A 17,203-nucleotide genomic window follows, 5' to 3' on the forward strand; every position below is an offset into this window, starting at 1 on the left:
AGACATATCACGCACAACGACGATTCCGCATGACGAATGGCCCCCCTCCTTCGTCTCTCATCGCAGCGCAAGTGTCCAACCGCCGGCCGGTATGGCATCCTTGCGCCATGGAGTTCGCCGTGATGCACCCGCAGGGCCGTTGGTGGAAGTCGCTCGTCGTGCCGTCTGCAGCCCTTTGCCTGCTGGCGCCCCTTGGAGCCTGGGCTACCGGCCAGCTTCCGCCCGCGCCGGAGGGGCAGCAGGCAGTCCAGGGCCAGCTGAGTGGACAGGCGGGGCAAGCCGGACAGACTGGCGGCGCCGGAGCGTACGCGCGGTCCTCTGCGGAGCTCACCGGCTCGGTCTCCGGCCGTGTGGTCTTCGGCGACACCCAGCAACCCGCGCGCTTCTCCCAGGTGGTTCTCATTCCCGTGCAGAACGTGCAGACGGACAGCTCGCGTCCCGGCATCGTGCGCGGCTTCGTCGGCTTCGGAGGCTCGGGAGGCAATGCCCGGACAGACCTCGACGGCAACTTCGTCATGACCAACGTGACGACCGGAGACTATTACGTAGCCGGGCAGGCCGCCGGATACATCAGCGAGACCATGGTGCTGCAGGCCCGCGTCGCCGACGGGGCCGATGCGCAGGCGCTGCTGGCCAGCCTTCCCACCGTCCATGTCACGGCGGGCTCCATGGCGACCGCCAATGTGTCGCTTACCCGCGGCGGCACCGTCGCCGGACGAATTCAGTGGGAGGACGGCTCCCCGGCCGCCGGCGTGCAGGTGAGCGGTCTCATGATGACCGCCGGAACCAGCACCACTGCCGCTGTGAATCAGTCCGGGGGGCGGGCGATCAACATCGCCGGGGCCGCCAACGCCATGTCGGACGACCGTGGCATGTTCCGCATCACCGGCCTCGCGCCGGGGACCTACGTAGTGCGCGCCACGCTGATGGCTCCCTCGGTCGGCGGCAACACCAACTTCATGCAGCGCACCCAGGCACTCACGATCTATGCCCCCGGCAAGCTGCGCCGCAGCGATGCGCAGAGCATCACCCTCCACCAGGGCGAGGAGCGCGACGACCTGCAATGGGTCATCGACCTGCATGCGCTGCACACGGTGACGGGCCGCGTCGGTGCGACCTCCGGCCCGGAGCCGGAGTCGGGCAGCGTTCGCCTCGTCGACACCACGGACAGCACGCTGAACCGCACCGCCGCCATCGCTTCGGACGGAACCTTCACCCTCAGCTATGTGCCCTCCGGCAACTACACGCTCTCGGTCAACGGCGCCAGCAGCAACCCGATGAGTGGCAACGGTGGACGCCGCGGCGGGCAGGCCTCGACGACTCCGGGCACGACCTACCAGCAGTACTCCGGCTCGCTCAGCGTGGCCGATACGGATGTCAGCGGCGTGTCGATCAACCTCACGCCGAACAGCAGCCAGTAGCGCCGCCTTCACCTCCGCCGGATGCTACCCTCATCGACGTGCCCGACATAAACACCGACCGCGAATGGCAACGTCTGCTCGCCCTCTACGCAGATAAAGCCGACGAAGAACTCCATGAGCTGCACGACCGCCGCCACGACCTCACCGAGCTCGCGCAGCAGGCGCTGGACAGGACGATCCAGCAGCGCGGGCTCGAGCCGGTTCCGGCCGACGGGGCCGAAGCGAACTCCGTTTCCCGTGGCGATCTCGCCATTGGCGAGGCGAAGGAGCTGGAGCCGGGAGAGCAGTCCCTCATTACTTTCCGAGACGGCCTGGAGGCCTCGCAGGCTATCGCTGCGCTACGCGATGCTGAGGTGCCCCACCGCATCACCGAGCGCATGATGCGGTACATTGGCGGCGACTCGCGCACGCTCCTCGAACTGATCGTCGAGCGCACCGACGCCGATGCTGCACGCGACGTTCTGCAGCGCGCTCTGGGGCTTTTTCCGCCTGCCGAAGGCGACGACGACATGGGCGACGGCCAGGACTACGCTCCGCTGGGTGAGTTCACGCCCGCGCAGGCTGTGATCGTGAAGGCTGCCCTGGAAGGACATGGACTGCCCTATGTCGTCGATCAGGACGAGGAAGATGCCGCAGCTCCCATCCGGTTCAACGTAGCTGCGGACCGAGTTGACGAGGCCTTCGACGTGATGGAGCAGATCGCGGAGGCGCTGCCCGAGTAGCGGGAAAGAGACGGTTGCTCCATGGCCGCGTCTTCAGACCGGGGCCTTACGCCGGTTCTGCCAGCCGCTTTGTCGTCTTCCACCACACGTAGGTCATCACCACGGCGGCCCCGGCCAGTGCGATCGCCAGCCCCATCCAGACGCCAGCGGCTCCCAGCTTGAAGTGGAAGGCCAGCAGCGCGCCCAGCGGCATCGCGACCACCCAGAAGCAGATGAGCTGCGTGAGGAAAGGCGCGGTCGTGTTGCCAGCGCCGCGCAGGGCGCCGGTCAGCGTGGTCTGCAGGCCGTCGAAGAACTGGAAGCACGCGGCGATGGCGAGCAGCGGGACCGCAGCGCCGATTACCCCTGGGTCCGGGGTGAAGAACCGCGCAATCTGCGTCGGAATCGTGAAGAAGGCGACCGCGCACAGCAGCATGAAGCCTCCGCCTGCGATGACGCCTGCCCAGCCGGCTGCGGCAGGAGCGTCCTTCGGCGCGACATCCGGCTGCGCCCGCAGGCGCCCGATGCCATGGCCCACCCGCACCGCGGTCGCTGCGGAGATGGCAAACGGCACCATGAACGTCGTTGCCGAGCACTGCAGCGCGACCTCGTGTCCCGCCAGCGGCAGGGGGCCAAAGCTGGCAATCGCGGAGCTCGCAAAGCCGAAGATCCCCACCTCGATGAAGACCTGTGCCGCTGCCGGGGCTCCCAGCTTTACCAGGGCGCGCATGTGCTGGCCTTCGATCCGAATCCGCGTGGCGGTCAGGCCGTAGCCGTGGCGGCGGTCGGCCCAAAGCACCGCGATCACCAGGCACAGGAAGAGGTACAGGCGTGCGAAGCTGGTCGACCAGCTGGAGCCCGTTACGCCGAAACCCTGCAGGATCAACGCGTGGCTGCCCACCCGCCATGCGTGGGGGAAGATCAGCAGCCAGTCGCCGGCCGCATTCACCAGGTTCGCCGAGACCAGCGCAAACGCAATGGGCTTCGCGTGATGCCCCGCCTGCAGGTAGCGCCGCAGCGTGAAGTAGAGCAGCAGCGGAAGCGCTCCCCAGCTGAGGCCCTGCATCGCGGGGACGGCCTGGCGACGGACCTCGGCGTCCATGGGGATGAGGACCAGCAGGTGCGGCCCGGCAAGAAACAGCGCGGTCAGCCCGGCAGCGACGATCCCCGCGAGGACCAGTCCGTGCAGCAGCCAGCGGTTGGCCTCAGCGATCTCACGCGCGCCAAAGGCCTGTGAAATCAGCGTATCGAGACCCAGCAGCACGCCACCCGCGCCAAAGGTGCAGACGTTGAACATCACCTGCGCGATCGCAGCCGCGCCCATGGGCACGGAGGAGTGCGGCAACCGGCCCACCAGCACGGTGTCGACAACGCTCATCGCGTTCCAGCCCAGCTCGGCCAGGATCAGCGGAGCCGCCAGCGTCAACAGGGGCTTGAGTTCACGGCGGATGCTTGTCATTCCGGGCATGGGTCAGGGTAGCAGCGCCAGGAGTGGGAAGTGATAAGTGGCAAGTGAGAAGTGCAAATAGGGGGATCGAGTCGCGAGCGGGGAGTCTGGAGCGATGAGCGCCCCTGGCGAGGGCAAGGGACTGCTCCACAATGTGCTCCACAGCGCGAAACCCTGCGATTTTCTTGACACCGCAACGCCCTTCCCTGATGCTTAACGCTCAGGTGCGATTGAGCCAGCGTTGTACGTGCGTCCTGGGCGAAAACCCCGGCTGCAGACCTTCGCTGGTGTCCGGACGCCGCGTAAGCAGGCGCACTGGCTAAAGCAGTCACCCGAAATCTTCATGAAGGACGCCGCGGAACTCCCTCCACAGCGGGAGCCGGGAAGCAGGGCGCGCACAGCGTCGGCGGCGAGGAAATAAGCGTTGAACGGTTTGGCGATGGCGTTGTTGGCGGCGGGATCCCTCGGGTCCTATGGCAGCCTGATTTACCTGGTGCCCATTGTGGCGCTGTACTTCCTGATGATCGTCCCCAACCAGCGCAAGCAGAAGGCATGGAACCAGATGCTCTCCGCGATCAAGGCCGGGGACAAGGTCACCACCAACGCCGGCATCAAGGGCACCATCGTCCAGGTCAAGGACGATTCCCTGATCATCCGCACCTCTCCCGACGGCATCAAGCTGGAGTTCGTCAAGAGCGCCATCGCGGCCGTCACCACCGACGAGCCCGTGGAAAAGAAGTAGACAGTAAACAGTCCGTAGACGCATTAGCAGTTGGGAAATCGCGAGCGTACGCATTTATACGCAGAGTTGGCGCAGAGGCCTTAAGGCCCGCGCGAAGTTGAAGGAAGTCAGGATCGATGGGTAAGAATCTGGGCACAAGGCTCGCGATCATCATCGGCGTACTGCTGGTGTTCGCATATGGCATCGTGGGTATTCCTCACGGCGGTCTCAAGCAGTCAATCGCCGACCGCATCCACCTCGGTCTGGACCTGCAGGGTGGTATCCACCTCGTGCTCAAGGTCCACGTCACGGAGGCGGTGAACGCCGAGACGGACCGCGATGTACAGCGGCTCAACACGGAGCTTGCGACCTACACCGCAACCGCCACGAAGCCGAACGCTGCCGATGCCGCCGACAGCGAGAAGTCCTCGCAGCAGGGCTTTGACGTCGCCAAGGCGAACATGATCCAGATCGCCGGTGGCAGCGCCAACCAGCAGTCGGATATCCGCGGTGTCCTGAACGGCCAGGAGTACGCGAACTACGACGTCAACTCCACCGGCTCCGGCTACACGATGGTCCTCAAGCAGCAGGCCATCCGCGACACCGAGTCGCGCACGCTGGACGTCTCGATCGAGACCATTCGCGAGCGCATCGACAAGCTTGGCACGCTCGAGCCTGTCGTCGAGAAGTACGGCCTGGGCGACGACCAGATTCTGCTCGAACTCCCCGGCGTCTTCGACCCGGCCAAGGTCGAGCAGATCATCGAGACCACTCCGAAGCTCGCAATCCACGAGGTCATCGGCAACCCCTATCCCGACCCCACGCAGGCCCTCGCGGCCATCGGCGGCGTCCTTCCTCCGGATGAGGAGATCGTCACGGGCGGCAACGGCATGGGTGGTCCCGACCAGTCCTGGGTGCTCAAGCGCGCTTCGGTCGTCGAAGGCACGGACTTCCGCGATGCGCAGCCCTCCACCGATGAGAATGGCCGCCCCGACATCCGCTTCTCGCTGACCACCGATGCCGGCGAGCGGTTCTACAAGTACACGTCCAGCAACGTGGGCAACGCCATGGCGGTGGTCCTCGACAACCGCGTGCGCGAGGTGGCGACCATCAACTCCGCCATCCGCGACGACGGCCAGATCACCGGCGGCTTCACGCAGGAGCAGGCCGAGAGCCTTTCGCAGGCGCTTCGCTCGGGCTCCATCCCGGCGACGATCACCCAGATCGAGACCCGCGTCGTCGGCCCCAGTCTCGGCTCGCAATCGATCCACGATGGCGTCATGGCCTCGGTCATCGGCATGCTCGTCGTGATGGTGTTCATGCTCGTGTACTACAAGGGCGCGGGCATCAACGCCGATCTCGCGCTGATGTTGAACCTGCTGATCCTGCTGGGCTTCATGGGCTACACGCACTCGACGCTCACGCTGCCCGGCATCGCCGGCGTCATCCTCACCATCGGTATGGGTGTCGACTCCAACGTGCTGATCTTCGAACGCATCCGTGAAGAGCTTCGCAGCGGCAAGAACTCGGCCGCAGCGCTTCAGGACGGCTTCAACCACGCCTGGATCACCATCGTCGATACGCACGTCACGACCGTCGTCTCGGCCGGCATCCTGTTCCTCTTTGGTACGGGGCCGGTGAAGGGTTTTGCGGTCACGCTGACGCTCGGTCTGCTGGCCAACATCTTTACCGCGGTGTTTGTCTCGCGCACCATCTTCGACTGGTTGCTCAGCAAGAAGGAACGCGGCGCCGCGCTGTCGATCTAAAGAAGATTCGAGAGGCGAGATGCGAGATGCGAGCGCACCGCCCTGGGCTTCGGCCTGAATCAACCGTATCTCGCATCTCGTATTTCGTATCTGAGGTTCAACGTGGAATTCTTTCGGAGCTCTAACATCGACTGGCTGGGGAAGAAGTGGTATTTCCTTGGCTTTTCGTTGATCTTTTCGGTCGCTGGCGTCTTCAGCATGCTTCTCTGGCACGGCGTTCCTCGTGGCGTCGACTTCAAGGGTGGCACGCGCATCACGGTCGAGTTCGCCTCTGCGCCGCATGAGGATCACATTCGCGCGGCCCTCTCGGCCGCCGGTCTCTCCAGCGCAGGGGTCCAGCGCATCTCCGGCGCCAACGGGAAGGCTGCCAATGACGTGGAGATCGCGCTGCCGGAGACCTCGGATGCGGCCCACGATGCTGGCCGCGCCCAGGTAGAGAACGCTCTCCAGGCCAACTATCACGACTCGACCTTCACCGTGCAGCAGGTGGACATCGTCGGCCCGACTGCGGGCAAGCAGCTCACTCGCCAGGCCGGCTTCGCGGTCCTCTATTCGCTCATCGGCATGTTGATCTACCTGTGGTTCCGGTTCGAGCTGATCTATGGTGTCGCCGCCGTCGTGGCCGTCTTCCACGACACGCTGATCACAGTGGGAGCGTTCTCGCTCACCAACCAGGAGATCACGCTGACGGTCATCGCAGCCATCCTGACGCTGGTCGGCTATTCGATGAACGATACGATCGTGGTCTTCGACCGCATCCGCGAGAACCTGGCCCTGAGCCGCCGCGAGACGCTGAGTTCGGTGGTGAACCGCTCGATCAACCAGACACTGAGCCGAACGGTCCTTACCTCGGGCCTGACGTTCCTTACCGTGCTCTGCCTCTACCTCTTTGGCGGCGAGGTGCTGCACGGCTTCTCGTTCGCGCTGGTCATCGGCATTCTGATCGGCACGTACTCGTCGATCGCCGTAGCGGCGCCGATGCTGGTCGCCTACCAGGACTGGCGCCAGGCCCGCGGCAAGCGCGTCTCGCTGCCCGCAGCCAAGGGCGCCCGATAACTCTCTCTATCCGCACCAATCACTCGCAGAGGACGGGCCCGGGGGCCCGTCCTCTGCGTTTCCGGCCCTCACAGATGCGTTGGCGAGGCGTGACATCGCAGGTGGGCGCTGGGCCGCTCCGCGGACCCAGGACGCCCGGCAGGGCCGATTGCACCGGGAAGAGTGCAGGCAGCGCGATCCCGGTCTCCAGTGCTATTGCCAGGCCCCCTCGCTGTGCGATTTTCCGCCAGCCCCTCTCCACAAAGCTGGCCTGTCGCGTGTAGGATTAGCGCAACGCACCGACCACCTGACAAATAATCCTCTGCCAATCTGGGAACAATTTGGCAGGGCGTGGTGTCTAAAGGTCGCAGCGAAGCCAGGACCTTGAACCAAAGGCCGCTGGCACTGAGGGGTTGACCATGTTCGAAGATTCCATGATGGAATCAGCGGGAAAGATCAAGACATCATCCAGGTACTGGATGATTGGCACCTTCGCCCTGAATGGGACGATCGTTGTCGCGCTTGCGATCGTTCCGCTGTTGTTCCCGGAGGCGCTGCCGAAGAACTCGCTCGCAGCGTCGATCGCGGCCCCGCCGCCACCTCCTCCTCCCCCCCCGCCGCCACCACCTCCGGCGGAGATCAAGCCGATGCCGAAGATGACGTCGGAGATCGATCAGGGCCTCCACGCGCCCACCAAGATTCCCAAGAACATCAACATGGTGAAGGATGAGGCTCCGCCTCCTCCGTCCAGCGGTATGGGTGTTGCCGGCATGAGCGGTATGGCTGGCGGCGCACCGGGTGGCATTCTGGGCGGTATGCCCGGCGGCACCGGAGCTGGCCCGGCAATCGTTGTGGCGAAGCCCAAGCCCACGGGTCCGGCTCGTATCTCGGGCGGCGTCATGGCCGGCCAGATCCTGAGCAAGGTACAGCCTGTGTACCCGCCGATCGCGAAGGCTGCACACGTCAGCGGCACGGTCGTTCTGCACGCTGTGATCTCCAAGACCGGAGCGATCGAGAATCTCACCGCGATCTCCGGCCCCGACATGCTCAAGGCTGCGGCCATCGACGCCGTGAAGCAGTGGCGTTACAAGCCGTATCTTCTCAATGGAGATCCGACCGAGGTCGATACCACGATCACGGTGAACTTCAACATGAACGGTGGTTGATCTCCGCGGGACGTTTGAGGCGGGCGGTTGGCTCGATTCTCAGGCAAGCCCGATCACGGTAACCGCTTTTCGATAATCTACGTCCCTTTGGAAGAGCAGGTAGCTCACCCGTGAGCTACCTGCGCCTCCGCAAGACCTGGAAGCCAGACTCAGCGGTCTTCAACGACCTCGAACCTGGCTTCGGATGATCCTGAGCCTCAATGCCACGGAGATACGCGGCAGCGGGCAGAGCCCCACAGGGCACCTGCTCCGTCCGCCTCCAACGCGCTGCTCGCAACGGATCTCTACGCAAGATCAACCTTTCAACCGCTCGAACCCAATAGCTTTACCCCAGCCAGGAGGAACGAATTCCGTGATTCTCGCTCATCTCTCCACCGTCTCGCATCAGGCTCTCTCCGCACTCGCCATGTTCCAGGACGACGCTGCCCCGCAGGTCGGCTTCAGCCCCATGCAGATGTGGGCTTCGATGAACTGGCCCGCTCGCGCGATCGTCATCATCCTGTTCATCATGTCGATCTGGTCGCTGGCCGTCATGATTGACCGCGCGCTCTACTTCTCGGCTGCCCGCAGCCAGTCGCGTGAGTTCGCTCCCAAGGTTGCCGGCGCGCTGAAGGAAGGCCGTCTGGACGAGGCGATCAAGGTTGCCGATCGCTCCAAGAAGTCGCATCTCGCTGAGGTTGTTACCGCTGGTCTCACTGAGTTCCGTTCGTTCGGTTCGGGTGGCGCGATTACGGAAGAGCAGATCGAGAGCTCGCAGCGCGCACTCGAGCGCACCGAGTCGATCGTTCACGCCAAGCTGAAGAAGGGCCTCGGCGGTCTCGCCACCATCGGTTCGACGGCACCGTTCATCGGTCTGCTCGGCACCGTTATGGGCATCCTCCGCGCCTTCCAGCAGATCGCTACGGCCAAGAGCCAGGGTATCGCGACCGTCGCCGGTGGTATTTCGGAAGCGCTCGTCACGACCGCTCTCGGTCTGTTCGTCGCTATCCCTGCCGTTATGGCGTTCAACTACTTCACCCAGAAGGTGGAAGCGTTCGACGTCGAGATGGACAACAGCTCCTCCGAGCTCGTCGACTACTTCATCAAGCAGTCGCACCGCTAGGCTGAATCGGGGCGCGGGGCCGTCACAGGCTCTGCGCTACCGACCAGGTTTGTAACGAACGCGAGAATCCTCTTTCCTGCAAAATCCGGAAGCCCGGTTGGCCGAGTGAGCGGACAGCCGGGCGCCGAGCCAGGAAGCCAGAGACCGCTCGCCGGCAAGCATTTCGATTCAGCACGGGGACTCGCAACCCTGCATTTGGAGCAAACGCTTATGGCACAGGCAATCAGGGCAGAGGGCAAGAAGGTCAACTCGAACATCAATGTGACGCCGATGGTGGACGTCATGCTGGTGCTCCTGATCATCTTCATGGTCATCACTCCCATGTTGAATGACAAGGTCAGCGTCGACCTGCCCCAGGTCAATGCGGCGATTCTTATGGACAACGCCAGCAAGGATGACGCGATCTCCGTCTCGGTCAATCGCGACGGCTTCACCTTCCTCGGTGGCGACAAGGTAGCCTTGTCCGATCTCGGAACCAAGGTCGCTGACCTGGAATCGAAGAAGACCAATCCGGGCGATGACAAGAGCGTATACCTGCGCGCCGACCAACGGTCGAACTACGGCAAGGTGATGGATACCATCGACGCCATCCGCACGGCTGGTGTGAGCCAGATCAATCTGCTCACGGCCATGACGACCAACTAACACCGGCTCGGATGACGCGCGCAACGCGCTCTACGGAACAACCTCGAAGAGGAGGAACGTCTTATGGCAATGGGTGGTGGAAGTACAGGAGGATCGGTCTCGGAGATCAACGTGACTCCGCTGATCGACGTGCTGCTGGTGTTGCTGATCATCTTCATGGTGATCGTGCCGACCACGCCGAAGGGCCTTGAGGCCCTGGTGCCGCAGCCGCCAAAGAACAACACGCCTCCGCCTCCGGATAATAACCGTACCATCGTGCTTCAGATTGAAGGCGGCACGGGGCTTCCGGTGTGGAAGATCAACGATCAGCAGTTCGACAAGAACGACGTCGCCAACGAGCTGACCAAGATCTTCGCGACCCGGTCGGAGAAGGTCATGTTCATCAAGGGCGATGCCAAGCTGGACTACGGCACTGTCGCTCAGGGCATCGGGTTCGGCAAGCAGGCTGACGTGACCAACGTCGGCATCATCACGCCGCAGATCGAAGCCGGACACTAAGGAACGGCCTGGCAACAGGCCGGCGAAGGCTATCCCAACGGGGCGTTCCAGCGCGGAACGGTCATAACGACCGGACCTGCAGCGGGAGCGCCTTGTTGCGTCTGCGGCCAGAACGATCTACTTTGCGCTCGTTCGCACAACCGCCGGATTTGAATCCGGCGCAGGGAACACTTCGAAGCTCCGCGGTGTCTGTGAAGGAAGCAGTACGTCCACTCGCCAACCTCAGACGACAACGGGAACATCGCTGTAGCCCCTCGCAGGGCGGCTGCGGCGTCGGAGGTGCGAAATGGCAATGTCAGCTGGAGGCGCTCATGGAAGCGTCGCAGAGATCAACGTAACGCCGCTCATCGATGTCCTGCTGGTGCTGCTGATCATCTTCATGGTGATCGTCCCGACCATACCGCATGGCCTGGAGAGCTCCGTTGCGAAGCCCGACAACGCTCCAGCTGAGGCCAGCCAGGGGCCGGTGATGCTGGAAGTTCATTCGATATCGCCAGGCGTCGCGACGGTTTCGTATCGCGTCGACGGCCAAAGCGTGGATGCGTCGGATCTCGGTCAGTTCCTTCGCGACCGGCTCGCGGTACGGCAGCAGCGAAGCTTGATGGTCGCCGCGGACCGCAGCCTCACCTACGCCGTGGTGGCTCAAGCGGTCTCTACGGCCAGGGACGCGGGAGCGGCGCCCATAGGCATCGCAGGGAGCAGGGAACTCGCCGGAATCCGATAGCGGCCGCTCTACGTTCTGCGATGTTGAGCCGCCGAAGAACCTGGTTCGCTGACAAACGAAGAGGCCTCCCGGTTGGGAGGCCTCTTCAAGCGATTCCGGCATCTCTGCCTTGGGCGGTCCTACTGAGCGGTGATGCCACCGTGCGAAGCAGCCTCTTCCTTCTTGGCTTCGTTCGCCTTGCGGGCTCCGATCGACTTCTGCACCCAGGCATCGGCCTGTGCGAGATCAGCCTTGCGGGCAGCATCGTCACCACAATCCAAATCAGCCTTGCGACGGTAGTTGAGGTTCATGTAGCTCATCGCATCGTCATAGTTCGGCTTCAGGTCGATTGCCTGCTGCAGATACTTCTGGGCTTCGTCGACCAGCGGCGCGTTCAGCGTCTTGATCTTCGCGCAGACGTCCTTGGACATCTTCACGTTGCCGGCGCCGTCATCCTGCATGCCAGCAGCCGCCAGAGCGGTGGTGGCGTTCTTGTAGGCCTCGGTCCAGTCGATGACGCCGATGGTGTACGCAGCCTCGGCATCCTTCGGCTCCAGCGAGATGACCTTCATCTCGATCGCCTTCGCCTTGTCGAACTCCTTGATGTTCCGGTAGATCGAAGCTTCCTGGCGAAGCGCACCCATATCGTTCGGGTTATGCGCGAGGACCTCATCGAAGCCGGAGAGCGCCTTGTGCGCAATCTTCAGGTTGTCCGCGCTATCCAGGTTTGGAACGACCTGGTAGCTGTAAGCGGTGGCGAGATACAGCTTGGCGACATCGTAGTTCGGGTCAAGCTCAATCGACTTCTCGAAGTGACCCGTGGCCTGCTCATACTGCCCGGACTTGAAGGATTGAACGCCCTTCACGAGCTGGTCGCGTGCCTGCAGCTTGGCACAACCGACAGTGCTCCCCAGGATCACGAGCAGCGCTGCCGCTGCCGAAATGCGCGCACACAATTTCATCGGAAAACCTTCCTATTGGACAGAATCGCCTTCGGCCCCGCACCTGGAGGCAAATCTCGGTGTGTGAATGAGGGCCTTTCGCTGTGATTGTAAAGGGAGAGAACGGCCATTGACCAGCGGTGCCATGTCAATTTGGGCTGCCTTCCCTCTTCCTGCTGACCTTCGGCACGCAACATCATGCCTCGGCAGGAGGAAATTGTATGATGCCGAAGCCTAATACAGAAGAGGCTCCAGCTCAATTTGCAAGTGGTGTCGAAACAACTAGACGCGGTGCAGGAAAGAAAAGACGCACCGGGCGGATATCGGGCACTTGGTACCATCGACCCAGCAATCGGTACCTCAGCACAGATTGATTCGACCATAAGGGAGACAGCGTGGCGCAGAAGTGGACCGCAGCACAGATGCCATCACAGGCCGGCAAGACGGCGATCGTCACCGGGGCCAACAGCGGCATCGGCTTTCAGGCCGCTGCGGAGCTTGCAGCGCACGGGGCGCATGTACTTCTCGCAGTGCGGAGCCTGCCCAAGGGAGAAGAGGCCGCAGCCCGTATCCGCGCGGCAACGCCGACGGCCAGCGTCGAGGTCGTCAGCCTGGATGTGGCATCGCTCGCTTCGGTGCGCGCCTTCGCGGAAAGCTTCCTGGCCAGCGACCGCGGGCTCGATCTGCTGATCAACAACGCGGGCGTGATGGCGCTGGCCAAGCGGGAGCTGACGGCCGATGGCTTCGAGCGCCAGTTTGCCACCAACCATCTGGGCCACTTCGCGCTTACGGGTCTGCTGCTGCCCGCGCTGGAGAAGGCCACGGCGGCGCGCGTCGTCACCGTCGCCTCTCTCGCGCATCGCAACGGCAAGTTTGAGCTCGACAACCTTCAGGGCGAAAAGAAGTATGTGCCTTGGGATGTCTACGGGATGACCAAGCTGGCCAATGTGCTCTTCGCGTCGGAGCTGGAGCGGCGGGCTCGCAAGTCGGGCCTCACGTTGCGGAGCCTCGCGGTACATCCTGGCATCGCACGCACGCAGATCTTCCAGAACGGCCCCGGCATGGGCGACATCAAGGGCATCATCACCCGGCTGTTCGCGCCGCTGATGACGCAGGACGACGCCCGCGGTGCGCTGCCTACGCTCTATGCCGCGACCAACCCCGCCGCGCTCGGCGGCCAGTACATCGGCCCGGACGGCATGGGAGAGCTCAAGGGCTGGCCCAAGGTCGTTGAGCCTCGCGAGAACGGCAAGGATCCTGTTGCCGCGAAGCAGCTCTGGGAAGCCAGCGAGAAGCTCACCGGGGTGCATTACCTCGATTAGGATCGCCGCTTCAGCGCCGATGACTTGGGTGAAGGGATGAGGTCACCATGCAGAGCTTACTCATCGTGGGATGGTTGTCTCTGCTGGGGACGGGAGCGTGTTTCGCCGCGCCGCCTCCCAGCATCGTAACGCTGCCACCGGCGTCAGGGTTTCGCGTGACCCTGGAAGATGCGGCGGGTACGTTGACGCCAACCGGGCCATCCTGCGGTAGCGAAGCCGAGGGCACGCTAACGTGCCGAGGGTTCCGCGTGACGCTAACGAATGTGAGCCGGCAGACCGTGTGGCTCAGCGGGTGCAGCGCCGGAGAGCCGAGCGTCGATCTTGAGGAGCGGGATCGCAAGAGTGGGGAGTGGTCGCGGATCGGCGGTACTCGCGAAACGTGCGATACGCGCAGGCGTCCGCCATCCTACCGTCCGGTGCAGAACGCATGGCGTGATCTCCGTCTTCAGCCGGGCGAGACAACCAGCTTCAGCGGCAGACTGCTGCGCCCGGATGACACGCAGGGACCGTACACGAACTGGGGTACGAGCTACGCGCCGGGCCGGCATACGTTGCGGGCCGTCTGGTCGTTGCGCGGATGCACGGAGATCGTTGCCGGGAAGAACTGCCTTGAGGCAGAAGAGACAGGAGCCGCAGTGACCGAGGTTGGCTGTGGCGAAAGCTGTGCGCCGGATGGCGATCCGCTCGCGGTGAGGTCCAGAGGCGAGAGTGTGACAGCCCCTCCGCTGCTCCCTTTCACTCAGCCCAAGCTGAAGCTGGAGCTAACAGCGCGGCTGATGTCACCGGATGATCCGCTGATTGCCGGAAACAGGCTTCTGAGTAGTTGCAGGGCTGACAGGGCTGGGACAATCTTATGCGTGCTGCTCCACGTGAGCCTCCGCAACGTGGGTGACCATGCGATTCAGTTCCAAGGCACGACGTGTCCTGACTTCCCGGGGGGGCTCGAATACCAGACGGAGGCAGGCGAGTGGAAGTCGCTTGAGTTTGTGACGCTGGTGTGCAGCATGACCATGGACATCGACACCCCGCTCCCAGCGGGCGCGTCGATCGAAGAGGACCTGACCCCGGCATCGGTTGCGGAAGGGTCCAGCTTCAACCCGATCCGTGAGAGCGGGGCGCATGCGCTGCGCGTTGCCTATTTCCCCTACGGTTGCCTGGCATCCGGCGATGGCAGCTTCTGCCTTTCCGAATCGCGAACGACGGAGACTCTTCTCTCGCCAGCCGTGACCGTGACGACGACAACTGCGCTGCCCTGGAAGAAGCTATCTCCCTGAGATGTCCTTTCGCTAACGTCAGGCCGCCAGCTTTTCTGCGGGCGCCAGGGCTTCGTGCTCGATCTCCTCGAGGCTCTTGCCCTTGGTTTCTGGCAGCATCGTCGCGGTGACCAGCAGGCCGAGCACGCTCGCTGCCGCAGCGGTGGATTCTGCTGCGCGCAGGCCTCCCGAATGCAGCAGGAACGGGAAGACGAAGACTCCGAAGAAACCTCCGAGTTTGCCCATCGCGGCGGCGATCCCGTGGCCCGTCGTGCGCACACGTACCGGAAAGATCTCGGACGGGTAGACGAAGGTCGTCGAGTTGGGGCCGAATTCGGTGAAGAAGAAGCTGAGCCCGTAGATCACCAGGAACGGCGTCACCTGCTGCTGCAGGCCTGGCCAGAACGCCAGCAGAAGGAACGCCACGGTCATCATCCCGAAGCCAAGGCACTGAATCGTCTTGCGGCCCAGCCGGTCCATGGTGAGCGCGGCAATGGCATATCCGGGTGCCGCGAAGATCACAAAGATGCCGAGCTGCGTCAGGGTCTTCTGCAGCAGCGTGTGATCGCTGTTCAGGGCGCTCAGCACCATGGGGCTGGAGACCGTGTTGCCGTAGTACGCGGCGTCCATCAGGAACCACGCGGCTGAAGCCCCGATGAGCCTCATCAGCAGGCGGTTCTCGCTCGCCAGCGGATGGAATCCGTCCCAGAAGCTTACGGAGTGGTGTTCCGGGTCAAAGTGGCCGGCGCGCTTCAGCTCGCCATTGTCGCTTTCTTCCATGCCGGAGGCGGCAAGGTAGCGGGGCGTTTCCTTCAGGTGCCGTCGCGACCAGTACACGGCCAACGCGGGCACGGCGCCAAAGCCTACGAGGATGCGCCAGATGAGATCGTGCGCGAGGTTTGTCGCCAGCAGCGCAGAGGCGAACAGCGGCCCCAGGATCAGGCCCGCGGCCTGCATCGCGAAGACCAGAGTCACCAGCATGCCGCGCGACGCTTTGCCTGCATATTCGGCCATGATGGTTGCGCTGACTGGGTAGTCGCCGCCAATGCCGATGCCGAGGATGAAACGGAAGCCGATGAGCCACCAGATGCTGGGAGAGAACGAGCAGGCGATGGCCCCGGCCGCGAGCACCAGCACCTCCACGCCATAGATGCGCTTGCGCCCCAGCATGTCCGCCACGCGCCCGAAGAGCAATGCACCGATGGCCGAAGCGAGCAGCGCCGTCGAATCGACCAGGGCCTCTTCGATCTTGCCCGTGTGCCACAGCGGCTTCACGAGGCTCATCACCACGCCGATGATGAACAGATCGTAGGCATCGGTGAAGAAGCCCATGCCGGAGATGAACATGATCTTCCAGTGCTGGGAGGTGATCTTCGAGTCGTCGAGTTCGGAGAAGTCGGAGTTTGCGGGGGGATTGTTACGGGACGGTACGGGAATCGGCGGCATGACTGGGGCCCTCACTACTGCTGAGGATGGATGCCCCCGTTTGTTACCGGCCTGTGAACCCGACGCCCCCGGCAGCCATCTCGGGCGCGTGATATCGACAGGCTTTTGCGCACATCAATCGTGACGCGAAGCTGCACGGACGCGGAGTTCGAAGACGTCCGGCCGGTCGTAGTGGCCTGCGACGTCGAGGTCGAACTTGCCGCGTGCGATCTCATCCATATCGAGGTCGGCAAAGGCCAGCGTGGCTCCTTCGGCGGGCCCCGCGAGCAACTCACCGCGCGGTGAGACGATCAGGCTGCGGCCGGCGATCTCTCCGCCAGCATCACGCAGCTCCTCGGGCCAGTCCGATTTGGCCAGCTCCTGGCAGGCACTGAGCACAAAGCAGCGGCCTTCGTAGGCGATGTGCCGCATGCTCGTCTGCCAGATCTCGCGCATGTCGACGGTTGGCGCGCACCATATCTGCACGCCCTGGCGATAGAGGTGCTGCCGGTACAGGGGCATGTAGTTCTCCCAGCAGATGGCCATGCCAATGCGCCCGAGGCTGGTGTCGGCGACCTGCATCGTCGAGCCATCGCCCATGCCCCAAAGCAGCCGCTCGCTGGCGGTGGGCATCAGCTTGCGGTGCCTGGTGTGCAGGCCGCGCTCCGGCGTGAAGAGCAGCCCAGTGCAGTACAGCGTGCCGCCATCGCGCTCGATGACGCCGAGAACGATGTGCAGCTCAAGCTCACGGGAGAGTGCTGCAAGCGCTTGGATCTCGGGGCCGGGGACGGTGATGGCGGAGTCGAAGTAGCGGCGGAAGAGCTCGCGGCCTTCGTCGCTGCGCGAACCGACGACCGCACCGAAGCTGAGGCCTTTGGGGTAGCCACCAAGCAACGCTTCCGGGAGTACGATCAGCTGCGCTCCACCTGCGCGGGCGCGGCGGCAACAATCTTCCACGCGGGCCAGCGTCGCGGGTGTGTCGAACAGGGGGCCCGGTGCGCTGTCTGTAGAAGACAACGCACTTCCCACCTGGGTGACGGCCGCGCGGACGATCAAC

Annotated in this window: 16 protein-coding genes; 12 read left to right on the plus strand and 4 right to left on the minus strand. The window is 63.6% G+C overall.

Features of this window, described 5'->3' with window-relative positions; translation table 11 throughout:
• Positions 1 to 119 precede the first annotated feature (119 nt).
• The gene (locus C4S68_RS11155) at positions 120 to 1,421 is read left to right on the plus strand and encodes a collagen binding domain-containing protein (RefSeq protein WP_160115106.1); all 1,302 of its coding nucleotides are present in this window, start codon (positions 120 to 122) and stop codon (positions 1,419 to 1,421) included.
• A 38-nt stretch (positions 1,422 to 1,459) separates the two neighbouring features.
• Positions 1,460 to 2,143 carry a putative signal transducing protein gene (locus C4S68_RS11160; protein WP_103933123.1) on the plus strand — a complete coding sequence of 228 codons (684 nt, stop codon included), beginning with the start codon at positions 1,460 to 1,462 and terminating at the stop codon, positions 2,141 to 2,143.
• Between the two features lie 46 nt (positions 2,144 to 2,189).
• Here the strand turns inward: C4S68_RS11160 and C4S68_RS11165 are convergent, their stop codons facing one another.
• Positions 2,190 to 3,581, minus strand: a complete 1,392-nt coding sequence (locus C4S68_RS11165) for an MATE family efflux transporter (RefSeq protein WP_103933124.1) — start codon at positions 3,579 to 3,581, stop codon at positions 2,190 to 2,192.
• A gap of 412 nt (positions 3,582 to 3,993) precedes the next feature.
• Here C4S68_RS11165 and yajC point away from each other — a divergent pair, with 412 nt between their 5' ends.
• The 8 genes from yajC (at position 3,994) to C4S68_RS11205 (ending at position 11,226) form a co-directional block, all read left to right on the plus strand.
• Positions 3,994 to 4,311: a preprotein translocase subunit YajC gene (yajC, locus tag C4S68_RS11170; protein ID WP_235011524.1), complete on the plus strand. Its 318-nt coding sequence runs from the start codon at positions 3,994 to 3,996 to the stop codon at positions 4,309 to 4,311.
• A 116-nt stretch (positions 4,312 to 4,427) separates the two neighbouring features.
• Positions 4,428 to 6,056, plus strand: coding sequence for a protein translocase subunit SecD (secD, locus tag C4S68_RS11175; RefSeq protein WP_103933126.1), 1,629 nt, complete (start codon positions 4,428 to 4,430; stop codon positions 6,054 to 6,056).
• A gap of 102 nt (positions 6,057 to 6,158) precedes the next feature.
• A complete protein-coding gene (gene secF, locus C4S68_RS11180) occupies positions 6,159 to 7,112 on the plus strand; it encodes a protein translocase subunit SecF (protein WP_103933127.1) in 954 nt (317 codons plus the stop codon).
• 398 nt (positions 7,113 to 7,510) lie between these two features.
• On the plus strand, positions 7,511 to 8,257 hold the full coding sequence (locus C4S68_RS11185) for an energy transducer TonB (protein WP_103933128.1): 747 nt from the start codon (positions 7,511 to 7,513) through the stop codon (positions 8,255 to 8,257).
• Between the two features lie 352 nt (positions 8,258 to 8,609).
• A complete protein-coding gene (locus tag C4S68_RS11190) occupies positions 8,610 to 9,359 on the plus strand; it encodes a MotA/TolQ/ExbB proton channel family protein (RefSeq protein ID WP_103933129.1) in 750 nt (249 codons plus the stop codon).
• A gap of 210 nt (positions 9,360 to 9,569) precedes the next feature.
• Positions 9,570 to 10,004, plus strand: a complete 435-nt coding sequence (locus tag C4S68_RS11195; protein WP_103933130.1) for a biopolymer transporter ExbD — start codon at positions 9,570 to 9,572, stop codon at positions 10,002 to 10,004.
• Positions 10,005 to 10,067: 63 nt separating this feature from the next.
• Positions 10,068 to 10,502 carry a biopolymer transporter ExbD gene (locus C4S68_RS11200; protein WP_103933131.1) on the plus strand — a complete coding sequence of 145 codons (435 nt, stop codon included), beginning with the start codon at positions 10,068 to 10,070 and terminating at the stop codon, positions 10,500 to 10,502.
• A gap of 286 nt (positions 10,503 to 10,788) precedes the next feature.
• Positions 10,789 to 11,226, plus strand: a complete 438-nt coding sequence (locus C4S68_RS11205; protein WP_103933132.1) for an ExbD/TolR family protein — start codon at positions 10,789 to 10,791, stop codon at positions 11,224 to 11,226.
• 119 nt (positions 11,227 to 11,345) lie between these two features.
• Here the strand turns inward: C4S68_RS11205 and C4S68_RS11210 are convergent, their stop codons facing one another.
• Positions 11,346 to 12,167: a tetratricopeptide repeat protein gene (locus C4S68_RS11210; protein WP_103933133.1), complete on the minus strand. Its 822-nt coding sequence runs from the start codon at positions 12,165 to 12,167 to the stop codon at positions 11,346 to 11,348.
• Positions 12,168 to 12,541: 374 nt separating this feature from the next.
• Here C4S68_RS11210 and C4S68_RS11215 point away from each other — a divergent pair, with 374 nt between their 5' ends.
• A complete protein-coding gene (locus tag C4S68_RS11215) occupies positions 12,542 to 13,468 on the plus strand; it encodes an oxidoreductase (RefSeq protein WP_103933134.1) in 927 nt (308 codons plus the stop codon).
• 47 nt (positions 13,469 to 13,515) lie between these two features.
• Positions 13,516 to 14,742, plus strand: a complete 1,227-nt coding sequence (locus C4S68_RS11220) for a hypothetical protein (protein WP_146072116.1) — start codon at positions 13,516 to 13,518, stop codon at positions 14,740 to 14,742.
• Positions 14,743 to 14,760: 18 nt separating this feature from the next.
• Here the strand turns inward: C4S68_RS11220 and C4S68_RS11225 are convergent, their stop codons facing one another.
• Positions 14,761 to 16,167 (minus strand): MFS transporter, encoded by a 1,407-nt coding sequence (locus C4S68_RS11225; protein ID WP_103933136.1) that lies wholly within the window; start codon positions 16,165 to 16,167, stop codon positions 14,761 to 14,763.
• A 114-nt stretch (positions 16,168 to 16,281) separates the two neighbouring features.
• Complete coding sequence (locus C4S68_RS11230) at positions 16,282 to 17,202, minus strand: carbon-nitrogen hydrolase family protein (protein ID WP_268807275.1); 921 nt, start codon at positions 17,200 to 17,202, stop codon at positions 16,282 to 16,284.
• Position 17,203 lies beyond the last annotated feature (1 nt).

Origin of the sequence: Bryocella elongata (assembly GCF_900108185.1) — a bacterium.
Classification (GTDB): domain Bacteria; phylum Acidobacteriota; class Terriglobia; order Terriglobales; family Acidobacteriaceae; genus Granulicella; species Granulicella elongata.